The sequence below is a fragment of the Saccharibacillus alkalitolerans genome (assembly GCF_011090185.1).
Lineage (GTDB): Bacteria > Bacillota > Bacilli > Paenibacillales > Paenibacillaceae > Saccharibacillus > Saccharibacillus alkalitolerans.
The window spans coordinates 244,254-258,699 of sequence record NZ_JAAFGS010000002.1 but is presented as its reverse complement, the minus strand read 5'-3'; the positions used below and the strand labels follow the sequence as shown (position 1 = coordinate 258,699).

Annotated in this window: 14 protein-coding genes; 7 read left to right on the top strand and 7 right to left on the bottom strand. The window is 61.9% G+C overall.

Annotation, left to right across the window (positions count from 1 at the left end; genetic code table 11):
• Positions 1-28 precede the first annotated feature (28 nt).
• Both GYN08_RS06785 and GYN08_RS06780 read left to right on the top strand, forming a co-directional pair.
• The gene (locus GYN08_RS06785) at positions 29-412 is read left to right on the top strand and encodes a hypothetical protein (RefSeq protein ID WP_166273360.1); all 384 of its coding nucleotides are present in this window, start codon (positions 29-31) and stop codon (positions 410-412) included.
• Positions 413-659: 247 nt separating this feature from the next.
• Entirely contained in the window at positions 660-1,877 is a 1,218-nt protein-coding gene (locus GYN08_RS06780; RefSeq protein WP_166273358.1) for a threonine synthase, read from the top strand.
• A 671-nt stretch (positions 1,878-2,548) separates the two neighbouring features.
• Here GYN08_RS06780 and GYN08_RS06775 read toward each other — a convergent pair.
• The 3 genes from GYN08_RS06775 to GYN08_RS06765 all read right to left on the bottom strand — a co-directional run bounded on the left by GYN08_RS06775 (position 2,549) and on the right by GYN08_RS06765 (position 5,278).
• Positions 2,549-3,226, bottom strand: coding sequence for a DUF559 domain-containing protein (locus tag GYN08_RS06775; RefSeq protein WP_166273356.1), 678 nt, complete (start codon positions 3,224-3,226; stop codon positions 2,549-2,551).
• A gap of 674 nt (positions 3,227-3,900) precedes the next feature.
• Positions 3,901-4,269, bottom strand: coding sequence for a hypothetical protein (locus GYN08_RS06770; protein ID WP_166273354.1), 369 nt, complete (start codon positions 4,267-4,269; stop codon positions 3,901-3,903).
• 16 nt (positions 4,270-4,285) lie between these two features.
• Entirely contained in the window at positions 4,286-5,278 is a 993-nt protein-coding gene (locus tag GYN08_RS06765) for an AraC family transcriptional regulator (protein WP_166273352.1), read from the bottom strand.
• A gap of 174 nt (positions 5,279-5,452) precedes the next feature.
• Between GYN08_RS06765 and GYN08_RS06760 the strand changes: the two genes are divergently transcribed.
• From GYN08_RS06760 to GYN08_RS06750, 3 genes are all read left to right on the top strand, one after another.
• A complete protein-coding gene (locus GYN08_RS06760) occupies positions 5,453-7,447 on the top strand; it encodes a glycoside hydrolase family 31 protein (protein ID WP_166273351.1) in 1,995 nt (664 codons plus the stop codon).
• Between the two features lie 154 nt (positions 7,448-7,601).
• Complete coding sequence (locus GYN08_RS06755) at positions 7,602-7,964, top strand: hypothetical protein (RefSeq protein WP_166273349.1); 363 nt, start codon at positions 7,602-7,604, stop codon at positions 7,962-7,964.
• 195 nt (positions 7,965-8,159) lie between these two features.
• A complete protein-coding gene (locus tag GYN08_RS06750; RefSeq protein WP_166273347.1) occupies positions 8,160-9,134 on the top strand; it encodes an aldo/keto reductase family protein in 975 nt (324 codons plus the stop codon).
• A gap of 81 nt (positions 9,135-9,215) precedes the next feature.
• On the opposite strand, the gene GYN08_RS06745 is transcribed toward GYN08_RS06750, so the two are convergent.
• On the bottom strand, positions 9,216-9,518 hold the full coding sequence (locus tag GYN08_RS06745; RefSeq protein WP_166273345.1) for a hypothetical protein: 303 nt from the start codon (positions 9,516-9,518) through the stop codon (positions 9,216-9,218).
• Positions 9,519-9,603: 85 nt separating this feature from the next.
• Positions 9,604-10,317 (bottom strand): hypothetical protein, encoded by a 714-nt coding sequence (locus tag GYN08_RS06740; RefSeq protein WP_166273343.1) that lies wholly within the window; start codon positions 10,315-10,317, stop codon positions 9,604-9,606.
• A 251-nt stretch (positions 10,318-10,568) separates the two neighbouring features.
• Between GYN08_RS06740 and GYN08_RS06735 the strand changes: the two genes are divergently transcribed.
• Both GYN08_RS06735 and GYN08_RS06730 read left to right on the top strand, forming a co-directional pair.
• Positions 10,569-11,747, top strand: a complete 1,179-nt coding sequence (locus tag GYN08_RS06735) for a phosphodiester glycosidase family protein (RefSeq protein WP_206023647.1) — start codon at positions 10,569-10,571, stop codon at positions 11,745-11,747.
• A gap of 113 nt (positions 11,748-11,860) precedes the next feature.
• Entirely contained in the window at positions 11,861-13,360 is a 1,500-nt protein-coding gene (locus GYN08_RS06730; RefSeq protein WP_166273341.1) for a methyl-accepting chemotaxis protein, read from the top strand.
• A gap of 148 nt (positions 13,361-13,508) precedes the next feature.
• Here the strand turns inward: GYN08_RS06730 and GYN08_RS06725 are convergent, their stop codons facing one another.
• Entirely contained in the window at positions 13,509-13,718 is a 210-nt protein-coding gene (locus GYN08_RS06725) for a hypothetical protein (RefSeq protein ID WP_166273339.1), read from the bottom strand.
• A gap of 221 nt (positions 13,719-13,939) precedes the next feature.
• On the bottom strand, positions 13,940-14,371 hold the full coding sequence (locus GYN08_RS06720; protein WP_166273337.1) for a hypothetical protein: 432 nt from the start codon (positions 14,369-14,371) through the stop codon (positions 13,940-13,942).
• Positions 14,372-14,446: the final 75 nt, after the last annotated feature.

The window sequence follows — 14,446 nt, the reverse complement described above, 5'->3', positions numbered from 1 at the left end:
AGGCCGGGCCTAAGGAGGAAGCCGCATCATGCCTATCAAGCCGATCAACAACGTGAGAAACGCTTCCCGCGTCGTTCCGGTTCAACCCGTGCAGCGTCCCCAGGCGGCCGGACTGAGATTCAAGCTGCCGGGCACCGAGCAGGCGGGACGCCCCGTGCATCGCCGCAGGTCGTCGCCCGGCCGCCGGCTGGTTATCCATGAAGACGGCTGGGTCCGGGAGTACGGCATGCTGCCGGACGGAACCCGCATTTTGCTCGCCGAAACGCCCGAGCATAAAATGCATGCGCTGCCGATGCAGCCCGTCAATGAACGAAGCGTATCCGTTTCGCCGTCCGCGGACGAGCACGATCCCGAATGCAGCATGAGAATCAGCGGGCGCAAACTCAAGTCGCTGTTGGAAGACGAGGCGTGACTTGACGAAGTCCGCGAAAACGAATCACGAGCGGCCCGCATGTTCCTATAGGGACATGCGGGTTTTTGCATTCGGAGAAGACGAACGGAGAGCAGGACGGCCCGAAAAGACGGGCTTCGGCGAAAATTTGTAAATCTATCACTTTCCTGATAGAATAACCCCGAATAAAGAGATCGTGCAGCTTCGTACGGATGAATGTCCGGGAGCCTTAGCGAACGCGAACAACAACAGGAAAGAAGGAACCGTGATGACTTACAGCTATCTTTCTCATCTGCACTGTCCGAAATGCGGCACCGAATACGACGCTTCGCAGCTGCATCAGCTCTGCGTCTGCGGCGCGCCTCTGCTTGTCGACTACGATCTGGAACGCCTCGCAAGCGAAGTGAAGCGCGAAGATATCGCGGCGCGCCGCCCGGATCTCTGGCGCTATCACGAACTGCTGCCGGTACAAAGCGAAGCCAACGTCGTATCGCTCGGCGAAGGCATGACGCCTTTGCTTCCGGTTCCGGCGCTCGGCGAAAATATGGGCATCGAGCATTTATACATGAAGGACGAAGGCATTATTCCGACCGGATCGTTCAAGGCGCGGGGAGCGGCGGTCGGCGTCTCGCGGGCAAAAGAACTCGGCGTGACGGAGCTGGCGATGCCGACCAACGGAAATGCCGGAGCGGCATGGGCGCTGTATGCGGCCCGAGCCGGCATTCGCGCGACGATCGTCATGCCGGTCGACGCGCCGAAGATTACCCGCAACGAATGTGCCGTATCCGGCGCCAATCTGGTACTGGTCGACGGCTTGATCAGCGACGCGGGCAAAATCGTCGGCCGCGCGGTGCAGGAATTCGGCTTGTTCGATGCTTCCACGCTGAAGGAACCGTACCGGATCGAAGGCAAAAAGACGATGGGACTGGAGCTCGCCGAGCAGTTCGGCTGGGACGTGCCAGACGTGATCCTGTATCCGACCGGAGGCGGCGTGGGGCTGATCGGCATCCATAAAGCGCTGAAAGAGCTGCAGGCGATCGGCTGGATTCCGGCGGAACGCAGACTGCCGCGTCTCGTCGCGGTGCAGGCCGAAGGCTGCGCCCCGATCGTCAAAGCCTGGGAAGAAGGGCGGGAAGAATCGGAGTTCTTCCCGAATTCCGAGACGATCGCGTTCGGCATCAACGTGCCGAAGGCGCTGGGCGATTTCCTCGTGCTGCAGGCGCTGCGCGAGACGGACGGCTGCGCGATCGCGATCGGAGACGAAGCGCTGCTGCGCGAGCAGGAGAACGCCGCGCGGCTCGAAGGCGCGTTCGTCTGCCCGGAAGGCGCTGCCGTATTCGCCGCCGCCCGCGCGCTGCGCGCTTCCGGCTGGATCGCGGACGGCGAACGGGTCGTCGCGCTGAACACCGGCGCCGGCATCAAATACCCGGACACCGTATCGGCCGAAGTGCCGGTGCTGCAGCCGGAGGACAGCCTGAAGCGCTAAACGCGCGGTGATGTACTCGCCGCTAAGGCTGCCAGCTGGACTAGCGCGTTAGGCGCTGCTTGCACGCAGCCGAAGACGGACTGCCTGCCGCCGGCAGCCGCGTTTTTCGCGGCAGCGCGGGCTATAAGGCGGCAGCGGCAAGAGCGCGGAAGGCGGGAAGCCGGCCGTCAAAAAAAGGATCGCCTGTGAAGGCGATCCTTTTTTTGAGCCAATATTGAACGATCCTGCGCGCTCGCCGGTCAAAGCCGCATCGAAGCCGCACCGAAGCCGCAGAAGAATCACTTTGAAAGACGCGACCCGTCGAGCGCTCCGAAATAACTGCAGGAGAGCACTTATTTTACTTCGAAACGGCCTTTTTAACAAAATAACTGCAGGAGAGCGCTTAATTCGTTCTTTTTACCTCAATTCCGGGCCTTTTTCGCGAAATAGCTGCTCCGGCGCAGTTATTTCTATAACTTGAGTCTAATTTGCGGAAATAGCTGCTTATATGCAGTTGTTTTTCGATTCTCTTGCGCTCCGCCGTTCCTGTCGAGCACGCTCATCCTTCCTGCGCGCTTCACCGTTCCTTTCGTACTCCGCCGTTGCTCCTGCGCGCTTCGCCGTTTCTTTCGTACTCCGCCGTTGCTCCCGCGCTTCGTCGTTCCCCGCACGCTCAGCCTTCTTTCCCGCCTCTATAAATACCCGAATGCCCCGTCGCTCAGCGAGTACCGCACCACCCGCTTGTTCTGCGCGCCCGATTCGCGGGTCAGCACTTTTTGTTCGCACAGCGCATTCAGCAGTTCGACCGCCGTTCGGTGGTTGACGCCGAGGTGCTTCCGCACGTCGATCGGGCGGATCGGGCGTCCCAGCGCGCAGGCGAGCCGGACAGTCTCGCGTTCCGCGCCGGAGGAGCGCGTGCCGGGGCTTCCGCCGCCGAGCTCCGCGTGATATCTCCCCAGCACCATCCGCAGCAGCGTCATACAGAGTTCCGGCCGCTGGGCTACGTCGTCGTAGGCGAAAGAGATGACCTGAAAGCCCACGGCGGTCAGGAACGTCTCCCGGTTCAGTTCGCGGCAGTATTTTCGGCGGTCCATGTCTTGAACGTGGGGGCCGAAGCCCTTGATCTCGATCACGAGCCTGACGTACGGCGTCATCCAGACAAAATCGCAAAAATAGTTCAGTCCGCGCCAATCCGTCACTTCGTACTCGGGATGCAGCCCGTCGAAGTTCTGCCGGAGCGGCCACCAGACGTTTCGGCAGAACAGCGTCTCGGCCTCGCGATGCCCGCGCCGCAGCCGGTCCCGACGTTCGCCGGTTCGCGCCTTCAGATGTCGGTCGAGAAAAAAGAGATGCGCTTCTTCGAAATCCATATTTGTTCCTCCTTGCGTAGGTTTGATCGACGCGCAAAAAAACGCCCCGGCTCGCTTCCCCGTGAAAAGGAAAGGAGCGGGACGTTCTTCGTCGCCGTTCGGTAATGGGACGATCCGGCCGGCAGTCGGCTGCGGATCGTTTGAAAGTATCTTCATTGTAGAACGAAAGCCTCCGGTCTGCCAAGCGTTCGGAGGAAATCCGGATTCAGCCTTTCGATGACTGCGGGCGAGCTCGGCCGGCTCGGCCGCCGCCGCTGCACTTGCGGTCGCCCTCCGCGCGCCGTCTGCCGCCCCGCAGTCGCCCTGCCCGCAGCACGCCCATCGCCGCTTCAGTCGCCTCGCCCGCCGCGCCGCCGCTGCACTTGCGGTCGCCCCCTCGCGCGCCGTCTGCCGCCCCGCAGTCGCCCTGCCCGCAGCACGCCCATCGCCGCTTCAGTCGCAGCGCCCGCCGCGCCGCCGCTGCCAACACGCCGCTGCCCGCTGCCAACACGCCGCTGCCCGCTGCACCGCTTGCCGCCCGCCGCACAACGCCCCGCCCGCGGCCCGTTTGCCGCCAGCCTTCCCCGATCGCCGCGCCGCCGCTGCACGGCTCCGCCTTCCGAACCGCTCGCCACCGCCCGCCGCGCCGCCGCGCCGCCGCGTGCTGCCCGCCATCGCCTTCCGTTCCCGCCAGCCTACTGGCCGGCCGTTCCCGCTTTGTCCGAAGCCGGCTTGATTCCTTCAAGCTCCGCTTCGATCAGACCGGCTTCGTTCGGCTTTTTCCGGCTGTCGTGGGTATAGCTGATCAGATACAGTCCGCCCGGTTCGATCAAGTTCCAGGTGTTTTCTTCGTCGACGCGGATCTTCCACGTCTCGCTGTCCGCCGCTTGGGAGGAGAACGAATTGTAGGCGGTTATCGACAGTTGATGATCGCCTTCGGTGCTTTTCTCCTTGATCGTCAGCAGGGCCGACGTGTGGGACGTTCGCCCTCCGCCGCATGCGCTCAACGCGATCGCGCACAGCAGCAGAACCGTCAGCATCGCGAAGCTCTTTTTCCTATGCATAGCTGTTTCTTCTTTCCTATTCATAGACGTTTCTCCTTTCGTATTCGGCTGCTTCCGTTTCTCGGCGTCCTTGTTCCCGTTCCGATAAAGGCATCCGCTTGGCGTACGCCCCCGGCGGCATCCCTTTGATCTTACGGAACACGCGGCCGAAATATCCGGGGTCCGCATAGCCTACCGTCCGCGCGATCTCCTGCACCGGCATATCGCCGCGCCGCAGCAGCGCTTCGGCTTCCTGGACGCGCAGCATGTTGACGTATTCCGTAAGCGTCCGGCCGGTGGAGCGCTTGAACACATGGCAAAAATACGTCGGCGTCACGCAGCAGAACTTCGCCGCGTCCCGGACGCCGATCGGCTCGCGGAAACGGTCGCTCAAATGCAGCAGCAGAGGGTATACGACGCTGTCGCTGCCGGCATCGCCGCTTCCGCGGCCCGTCCGCCCGCTCCGTTCGGCCGCTTCGCCCGGGGCGGAAGCGCGCAGTGCCAGAGCGAAAGACGCCAGCAGCGCCGACTTCACCATCAGCTCGAAGCCCGGCGCGCCGCTTCGGTACTCGTCGACCGCGCGCAGCAGATGAGCCCGAATGTCCGCCGCCTCTTCTTCGCCGTAAAAAGAACGGAGTCCCAGCCGGCCTTCCAGCAGCGGACGGACGTAGCGCGTCTCCGTATGGTCGAGCGCGTGATTGCGCAGCAGCGCCTCGCCGAACACCAGCGCATGCAGTTCGCTGCCGGGTTCGAGCGGAAACGCCGCATGCAGCTGGGCCGTGTTGACGAACGCGCAGCCGCCGGCGGCCAGTTCGCGCAGCGAGGAACCGACCTGCACCCCGAAGCGGCCCCGCGACACGACGATCCATTCCAGATGTTCGTGCCAGTGCGGCGGAATGCAGAACATGTCGGGGTCCGACTCGCGAATCCGGAACGCGTTCAGCGGAAACGTCCGGTCCGGAATATGCGTATGTTCGCGCCGCCGTTTTTCGTTCTCGGATGCGGCGGTCACGCCAAGCGCGAAAGCCATGCCTTTTCCTCCTTTACCCTATCATGAAGGTTCATGCTGCCCAAAACGTAATTTAGTCCTATCTTCCCGTATTCGGCGCTCTGCTGCTCGCCCCCTGCTTCCCGTTATAATAAGTCTGAAAAAAGATAGCGTGATCATCACGGCCTCACAACCGACAAGAGGAGGAACCCCGATATGCTGTACGAAAAGGACAACGCGCTGATCTGGGAATACGACCACGAGAGTCTTCGCATCGAACCGTGGGGAGCGAACGCGTTTCGCGTGCGGGCGTCGAAAGACGCTCTGCGCGATGACGATTGGGCGCTGCTGCCGGCCGGCGAATCTTCGCCGAACGCCGCCGTTACCGTCGCGGAGGACGGCCGCGGCGCCGCGATCGTCAACGGCAAAATCCGCGCCGAAGTGGACAAGAGCGGCCGGATCGCGTTTACGAACGACAGGGGAGAGACGCTGCTGCGGGAAACGGAGAAGACGTATCAGCTCAAAACCGGCGGGCGCGACATCGTGCCGATCCCGGGCAGCAGCGATTATGCCGTCACCGTACGGTTCGAATCGAATCCCGGCGAGAAGCTGTACGGCATGGGGCAGTACCAGCAGTCTTTGTTGAATTTGAAAGGCTGCCGCCTCGAACTTACCCACAGCAACAGCCAGGCGAGCGTGCCGTTTCTGCTGTCGAACCGGGGTTACGGCATGCTGTGGCACAATCCGGCGATCGGACAGGCGAGCTTCAACGTCAACGTGACGGAATGGACCGCGGCGTCGACCCGGCAGCTCGACTACTGGATCGCGGCGGGCGATACGCCGGCGGAGATCGAGGAAGCGTACGCCGGCGCGACGGGCAAAGTGCCGATGATGCCGGAGTTCGGGATGGGCTTCTGGCAGTGCAAGCTGCGCTACCGCAGCCAGGAGGAGCTGCTGGGCGTCGCGCGCGAACATGTCCGACGGGGACTGCCCGTCTCGGTGATCGTCATCGACTTTTTCCACTGGACGAACCAGGGCGACTGGAAGTTCGACGAGAAATACTGGCCGGACCCGGAAGGCATGGTGCGCGAGCTGAAAGAGATGGGCATCGAGCTGATGGTATCCGTGTGGCCGACCGTGCAGACGGAGAGCGAGAATTACGGCGAGATGGTGGAAAAAGGGTATCTGGTCCGCTCCGACCGGGGCGTGCGCACGCAGTTCCAGTTTCTCGGACAGAACGAAATTTTCGACGCCACCCATCCGGACGCGCGGCGCTTTCTGTGGGAGAAGATCAAGCGCAACTATTACGACAAAGGCATCCGGCTGTTCTGGCTGGACGAAGCCGAGCCGGAATTCGCCGTCTACGATCACGATATTTACCGCTATCACGCGGGCCCGGCGCTGCAGGTCGGCAACTGGTATCCGAGCCAGTACAGCCGTACGTTCTATGAAGGAATGACGGGGGAAGGCCAGGACAACGTCATGAATCTGGTCCGAGCCGCCTGGGCGGGCAGCCAGCGCTACGGCGCGCTCGCCTGGTCCGGCGATATCGCGTCGACCTTCGAAGTGCTGGGGCATCAGGTGCGTGCGGGGCTGAATATGGCGATCGCGGGCATTCCGTGGTGGACGACGGACATCGGCGGCTTTCACGGGGGGAACCCGGACGATCCGGCTTTCAGGGAGTGCATCGTCCGCTGGTTCCAATACGGAACGTTTTGTCCCGTCATGCGGCTGCACGGGGACCGCGCGCCGTACCGCGAAGCGGACACCGGCCTGCCGGGCGGCGGGCTGTGGGGCAGCGGCGCGGACAACGAAGTCTGGAGCTACGGGGAAGAGGCGTACGACATTTTCGCGGATCATATGAGGCTGCGCGAGCGGCTGCGTCCGTACATCGCCGAACTGATGAAGGCCGCGCACGAAAAAGGCACCCCGCCGATGCGCCCGCTGTTTTACGATTTTCCGGACGACGAGGCGGCATGGGACGTCGACGATCAGTTTCTGTTCGGGCCGGATCTGCTCGTCGCGCCGATTCTGCAGGCGGACGCGCGCAGCCGAAGCGTCTATCTGCCGGCCGGCGCGAAGTGGACGGACGCGTACGGCGGCGAGACGTACGGCGGCGGACAGACCGTGTTGGCCGAAGCGTCGCTGGAACGGATTCCGGTATATCTGAAGAACGGGGCGAAGCTGCCGATTCGGGAGAACCGAGACTAAGGCCGCCCGCGGTCCGGCTTCTGCTCATGGCGCCGTGCTCCGGTGTGCTTCGAAGCGGGAGACGCTGGTCTTCGCCATTTCCCGCTGGTATACTGAGGAAGGCTTGCGAATGGGCAGGCCGACAACTCCAAGCGAGCGAAACAAGGAGGAGACCATGACAGAGAAATTCAAGATCGAAGCGGACCCGTCCCGGAAGTTGTTTGTGGCAGCGGTCGGAGGCTCTTTTCAAATAAGCGACGCGGGCGGATTGGCCATGGCTTTCCTGCAGGAAGGCGGCAAAATCCAGTCCCAGACGAGCGAGTATACGTTTGTCGCCGACACGCGCGAACTCGAAAGCGTCGATCCGGCTCTGCTGGAGATGCTGGAGCAGGCATTCAAGATGTACAAGACGATCGGATTCAAGAAACTTTATGTCGTCGAATCCAAGTCCGCCGACACAAGCCGGCAAATCCGCGAAATCGCGGAGAAGATGAACTTCGGCGGCGAATTCGTACAGAGCATGGACGAGATCAAGTAAATCGTTGACGGCTATCGACAGCGATAGGCCGAAACCGCAAGAAGCCGTTCCGAGCGCCTCCGCGTTTCCCGGAGCGGCTTTTTGCGGTTTTCGGCTGTATTCGGAAAGCGCTTGCGAAGCTTCGGGCACTGCGTTAATATTTAATCGAATGATTAATGTATATAGAAGTATATCGAATTCGAGGAGGAACCATCGATGAAATACCGGAATCTGGGCCGCACCGGCCTCAAAGTCAGCGAGATCGGACTGGGCAGCTGGCTGACGTACGGCACGGCGGCCGAGCAGCAGGCGGCGGACGCCTGCATCGAAGCCGCTTTCGAGCAGGGAATCAATTTCTTCGATACCGCCAACGCGTATAACCGGGGCGAAGGCGAGAAAGCGATGGGCGCCGCGCTCCGCAAATACGAGCGTTCGAGCTACGTGCTCAGCACCAAAGTATTTTTCCCGATGGGCGACGGTCCCAACGACCGCGGGCTGTCCCGCAAGCATATCATGGAGCAGTGCGAAGCCAGCTTGAAGCGGCTCGGCACGGATTACATCGACGTCTACTTCTGCCACCGCTACGACGGCGAGACGCCGGTCGAAGAGACGCTGCGCGCGCTCGACGACCTGACGGCGCAGGGCAAAATCCTGTACGCCGGCGTCAGCGAATGGACCGCCGCGCAGATCACGGACGCGGCCGCGATCGCCGACCGCCGCAATCTGCGCCTGCTCGCTTCGAACCAGCCGATCTACAACCTGTTCGAACGCTATATCGAAGAAGAAGTGCTGCCCGTCTCGCAGAGCGCCGGGCTGGGCCAGGTCGTCTTTTCCCCGCTGGCGCAGGGCATCCTGACCGGGAAATACAAGCCCGGCCAGCAGCCCGCCGCAGGCACCCGCGGCGCGGACGATTCCGTCAACCAGGTCATCGGCAGCTATCTGCGCGACGACGTGCTGACCGTCGCCCAGGAGCTGAACGCGCTGGCCGACAGTCAGAACCTGAAGCTGTCCCAGCTGGCGCTGGCCTGGGTGCTGCGCCAGGCGGGCGTCAGCTCCGCGATCATCGGCGCGAGCCGTCCGGAGCAGGTGCGCGAGAACGCCGCCGCGTCGGGCGTCGTCTTGAGCGAAGAGACGATCGCCGAGATCGACCGGATCATGGAGCCGGTGAAGGACTTCGCGCCGGCGCGATAAGCTTCGGCCCGCATGCTAAACAGACCGCGGAGAGAAATCCGCGGTCTGTTCGGCGTATACGCGTAATCGGTGCCCGTTCTTTTATTCCACCCACAGCGCCAGCAGGATGAACGCCGCATAGGACGCGGCGACCGCGGCCGCCGCGCCCAGCGGAACCGCCCACAGCAGGTGGGTGCGCAGCGGCTTCAGCGTCTCGAGCAGACGCCGGCCCGGCGGCATCAGCTCCCGGCGGCCGCGCTCCAGCATCCGCGATACTTTTTCCGCGTCGGCTTCCTGCATGTCGGCCCAGAGCTGCTCGTACTCCGCCCGGATGCTTTCGAATTCCGGACTGTCTTTCACCGGATTCGCGGTTTTGGATCGGATGATGCTCAATGTCCGATGCATTCGAATCTCCTCCTTATCGGTATGCCGGATCTGACCGGTATTGACCTGCCGTCTGCTCGCGAGGCGCTATCTTCCGCATCCGCGGCTATTCCGCGATCCGAAACTGCGGATTGCCCAGATGGTCCCGGTTGCGCTCCGTCATGTTCGTCAGGAAGCCGCGCGTCCACTTCTCCGGGCGAGGGGCGTTGTAGGCCTCGTACCCGCCTTCCAAAGCCAGTCTGCGGATATCGAGACTGACCGCGTACAGCTCTTCCAGCGCGGCCCGCTGCCGCTCGTCGGGAACGATGAGAGCGTCGTCGGCCGGAACCTCGTCTTCCGCTCCGTTCGCCGGCGGCAGGTAGGTCGTAGACGGATAGGATCGGATGAAAAATTCCGGATTGACCAGTTCGTTTTCCCCGGGCCGCGAGAAGAGCGAGTAGAGATTCCAATACGCATCCCGAAGTTCGAACTGCTCATGACCCAACTGCCGAAGCTGCCAGGCGGGATAGCTTTCTTTTAATCCTACCACGGGCACGCCCTCGGGGGTTGTCTCGATCAAGCCGATGACGGAATCGGCGGCGCTCGCCATGTCTCCCACCGACTCCCCGTAAAAGATCCGGCTCACTTCGCGGTAATGCAGCATCTGCGCCCATGCGTACGCGAGCGCGCCGGCGAGCAGCAGGACCGCCGCCAGCAGCGCAAGTCCCGCCCTTGTCCGCAGCAGCTGCGCGAGAGCGGAAGGAGCGGAGGGGGCGGCCGCTTTGCGTTCCTTTTCCAATTCGAGCCGTTCGTTCACTTCCGCCGAATGACGTCCGTCCATCCGAGTGCCTCCTTTCGTTCCTCTTTATTCATTAACCTTTCGGCACACGCAAAAGTTACGTTTTTCGCTGCTTCTTTTTCGCATTCGGCTGCCGCGGACGGTCCGCTTCGGCGTCTTAAAAAAACCTCCCCAGAAATTGTTCCCAAAAGGTTTATTTTTCTCCGCCTTATGCAGATATATAACAGGGGAGTACATAGATCCGGGTTCGGTGCATGCGCCGTACGAGAACCGGACGGAGAGGGGCCTACACCATGAAGAAAACAATCGGAAGAAAAACAATCAAAACGCTGCTCGCGGTCGCGCTGGCCGCGGGCGTGACAACGACCGGAATCGCGCCGGGAACGACGGGGAAGGCGGCCGCCGCGGTCTCGTCCAAAACATTCGGCTATTCGGACCCGGCGGCCGGCCGGACCTACGTGCCGATCCGCGTGCTGAGCGAATTTTCGGAGGCGAAGGTTGGCTGGGACGCGTCCTCCAAGCGAATCGATATCGTCAAAGGCAAGAAGAAGATCACCCTGCACGCCGGCAAAAAGAAAGCTTACGTCGACGGCAAGCCGGTCAAGCTCGACGCGGCGCCTTTCAGCGACCGAAACGTTACGTACGTGCCGCTCGGGCTCGCCGCCGCGGAGCTGGGACTCGGCCTCAAGTGGGACGGCGCGACTTCCTCCATGCATATCGAGAGCGGGGAAAAGGAAATGGACCTGCCGGTCATCAAGCGGGGTTCGCTGACGAACAAGCCGGTCCGCTATCGCCAGCAGAAATTTTACGTCGGCGGTGCGCCGCTTACGGCGAATATCGTGACGGTGCAGCTGATGAACCCGCGGGTATCGCTGGACGCCGCGTTCGCGAACCACAAAGTCGGCGCCGTGCAGGATCTGCGCAGCATCGCGGCCCAGAACGGCGCTTACGCGGCGATCAACGCCACTTATTTCGACGCCTATACGTCCGCGGCCTATAAAGCGCCTTACGGCTATCTGGTCAGCAACGGCCGCATGAAGTTCGTCAACGGCGGCACGGACCGGACCGTATTCGCTTATGACGGCAACCATCTGGCGCGGCTGATCCCGGGCCTGAAATTCGGGGCGGCTTACGAAGCGGGACAGGTCGAAGGGGCCGTTCAAGCGGGACCGCTGCTGCTGAAGAACGGCAAGCTCGCGCTCCGCGCGTCGGCGGAAGGCTTTCGCGACCCGCATGTGCTGAACGGCAGAGCGGCGCGCAGCGCGATCGGCATCACCGCCAACCACGAACTGATTCTGCTGACCGTTCGCGGAGCGACCTTGAAGCAGCTGGCGGGAATCATGAAGCGGGCCGGCGCGTATCAGGCGATGAATCTGGACGGCGGCGCTTCGAGCGGACTGTACGTCAACGGAAAATATGTGACAAAGCCGGGACGCAAAGTCAGCAATGCGCTGTTGGTCAAAGTGAAGTAAGCGGGATCATCCAACGAAATTAGAACTAAAGTTGGAACTTTAGTCTAATAGGAACAAGACTTTATTCCGATAAAGAATAGGGGCTTTAAGAAAAAGATAGGGATGTGAACGCGATGAAGAACTTGAATCAACTGCATTACGAAGATTTGCGCCTCAAAAATCAGCTGGTGTTCTACTCGCTGACGGTTACGGTGCTGTTGGCCATCTTGATGTACGCCTTGGTCGAGATGAACACGGCATCCCGGGTCATGCTGATCGCCGGCGACCTGATCACGCTGGGCGCGGTAGGTTTCCTGCATTTCGCGCGCAAGCAAGAACAGGCTTTGCCTTACGTGGCGCTGAGCATGCTCGCGATCGCCCATACGGCGGCCAATCTGATCGTGCCGAGCATGGTAAATATCGTGCCGGTCTATCTGCTGCTCGTGCTGTCGCTCGTCTATATGCGCCGGGGACCGATGTATACCGGCTTTGCGGGGGGCGCGCTGCTGCTGGCCGCGTATTTGTACCGGGGCGGCGATTACGGCATGGAAAAAGACCAGGTTATCGCGCATTTGATCTTCTTCCTCATCATCAGCGCGATCATGTACAACTTCCAGCGGATCGGCGACCGCATGACCGGGCAGCTGGAAGAAGCGCAGCGGCAGACCCAGGAACTGCTGGAGATCACCGAGCGCAAGAGCGCTTCGCTGCGCGAAAACGTGCGGGTCGTGTCGGAGAACATGGAGGCGGTATCGACGGGCAGCGAAGAGAACGCCGTATCGTTCGAAGAGATGCATGTAGCCGTGCAGGAAGTGACGAAGGGCGCCGTCTCGCAAAACGAACTGCTGACCGGCGTGACCGATTCCATCCGCGTCAGCGGCGAACAGCTCGGCAGCATGCTGGAGTCGCTGCATCAGCTGCGCGAGAAGAGCGTCACCGCGGCGGATTCGTCGCATAGAGGCGACGAGATCGTCGGCGGGCTGTACCGCTTGATCGGGCAGTTCGAGACCCAGGTGCGCGCCGCCGCGGAAGAAGTCAATCAGCTGGCGGAGCAGGTATCCGCTTCTTCGCAGCTGATCGGCACCATTCAGGAAATTTCGTCTCAGACCAATCTGCTGTCGCTCAACGCCAGCATCGAAGCGGCGCGCGCCGGCGAATTCGGCCGGGGCTTCTCGGTCGTCGCGGGCGAGATCCGCAAGCTGGCCGAGCTGTCCGCGAGAGCGGCCGAGCAGATCTCCGGCAATCTGTCGTTGGTCGGCGGCCATTCGGACAGCACGCAGCGCAGCATGCAGTCGATCGCGGTCCGGATGCAGGAATGCATGGGCATGGTCGAAGAGACGCGCGACGTGTTCACGTCCATTACTTCGTCCGTCGAGGAAGTGAGCCAATCGGTCGTGCGCTACGACGGCATGATCGGCACGGTGCACGCTTCGTCGGAAGAGATCGAGCGTTCGTCCGAGAGCCTGGCCGCGATCAGCGAGCAGTCCACGGCCGCGCTGCAGCAGGTATCCGCGTCGCTGACCGAACTGGTCCGCAAAAACGGCGACATGCTGGAACGTATCCGGCATAACGAGAGCGCCCTGCGCGGCATGGCCGGCGAAGACGCCGAGCCGCAGCGCGCGCTGGAAGCCTGATCAGCCGCAGCATCCCTTTTACGATAAGAAAGCCCGCCGGCCGAAGCATTCGGTCAGCGGGCTTTTTTGGGCTAGGGCAATGACCGCCCAGCCGTAAACGGATAACAGCATTCGAACTCCTCCTTCCGGTCGAAGCGCGGGTACCGGTTCAGCGTCCGCCGCTGCCGCGTTCGTGCCAGTGGGTCAAGATGTAGAGGATGCCGCCGAACATGCAGCCCGCCGTCGCGGCGCTGATCACGAATACCAGCAGGACCATCCCCAGCAGATGAGGCTGAGGCGAACTTAGATTCATGGCCAGCAGCAGCGTACTCAGCAGAGTCGGAATCCAGAACGATTTGGAGCGGAAAAAGGGTCTCATCGCGAAACCTCCTATCAGGTAAAAGTAATAATACAGCCGCTTCCAGCGTAAGTCGTCCGAAAGTAAAGGCCGAAAAGCAAGCAGAGGCAGCCGATCCGGCAGAGCGTGACCGGAGGCAGATCCCCGAAGGGCACCGCGCCCGGCAGCGCAAGCGCGCCGCACGTGATGCCGCACGTATACCTTTTCAAGCGGGGCGCATCCTTCGTCTGCCGCCGGCGGCTCTACATGCATTCATCCCGGACGGATACCTGCCCGTCCTTCCCGATCGTCACGGCCGAAGAGCCGGTCAGCCGATCCGTATAGCCGCATACCGTTCCGGTATACGCGCGCCCTTCGGCGTCGACGGCCCGCAGCTTCACGGAACCCGCGCTGTCAAGGCTCAGTTCCGGGCGGATATTGCGCTTCTCGCCGGCCGGGATCTTCCGTTCGTAGCCGTACCGCGACTGTTGGCCGTCGACGGACAGCTCCACCGATACGAGCTCCGAGCCGGAGCGGTTGTCCAGCGTAACGACCAGCGGCCGCATCGATTCCCAGACGGGCTTCAGCTTGAAAAAGCAGAACAGGGCCGCGGCAAGCAGAATCGCCGTTATCGACAGCAGGACGATTCGCTTGCCCGGACGGACTTTTTTGTCGGCAGTGCGTGCGGATCTCACTCGGCATTCCTCCGTTGATCGAAATGAGGCGGTTCGCCCCTTAAATAAGACGGAGGAAAACGCGAAAAAGTATCG

Bases quoted from the DNA above. Each gene is read 5' to 3' on its own strand.
- GYN08_RS06785 (WP_166273360.1), top strand. From the start codon at position 29: ATGCCTATCAAGCCGATCAACAACGTGAGAAACGCTTCCCGCGTCGTT.
- GYN08_RS06780 (WP_166273358.1), top strand. From the start codon at position 660: ATGACTTACAGCTATCTTTCTCATCTGCACTGTCCGAAATGCGGCACC.
- GYN08_RS06775 (WP_166273356.1), bottom strand. From the start codon at position 3,226: ATGGATTTCGAAGAAGCGCATCTCTTTTTTCTCGACCGACATCTGAAG.
- GYN08_RS06770 (WP_166273354.1), bottom strand. From the start codon at position 4,269: ATGCATAGGAAAAAGAGCTTCGCGATGCTGACGGTTCTGCTGCTGTGC.
- GYN08_RS06765 (WP_166273352.1), bottom strand. From the start codon at position 5,278: ATGGCTTTCGCGCTTGGCGTGACCGCCGCATCCGAGAACGAAAAACGG.
- GYN08_RS06760 (WP_166273351.1), top strand. From the start codon at position 5,453: ATGCTGTACGAAAAGGACAACGCGCTGATCTGGGAATACGACCACGAG.
- GYN08_RS06755 (WP_166273349.1), top strand. From the start codon at position 7,602: ATGACAGAGAAATTCAAGATCGAAGCGGACCCGTCCCGGAAGTTGTTT.
- GYN08_RS06750 (WP_166273347.1), top strand. From the start codon at position 8,160: ATGAAATACCGGAATCTGGGCCGCACCGGCCTCAAAGTCAGCGAGATC.
- GYN08_RS06745 (WP_166273345.1), bottom strand. From the start codon at position 9,518: ATGCATCGGACATTGAGCATCATCCGATCCAAAACCGCGAATCCGGTG.
- GYN08_RS06740 (WP_166273343.1), bottom strand. From the start codon at position 10,317: ATGGACGGACGTCATTCGGCGGAAGTGAACGAACGGCTCGAATTGGAA.
- GYN08_RS06735 (WP_206023647.1), top strand. From the start codon at position 10,569: ATGAAGAAAACAATCGGAAGAAAAACAATCAAAACGCTGCTCGCGGTC.
- GYN08_RS06730 (WP_166273341.1), top strand. From the start codon at position 11,861: ATGAAGAACTTGAATCAACTGCATTACGAAGATTTGCGCCTCAAAAAT.
- GYN08_RS06725 (WP_166273339.1), bottom strand. From the start codon at position 13,718: ATGAGACCCTTTTTCCGCTCCAAATCGTTCTGGATTCCGACTCTGCTG.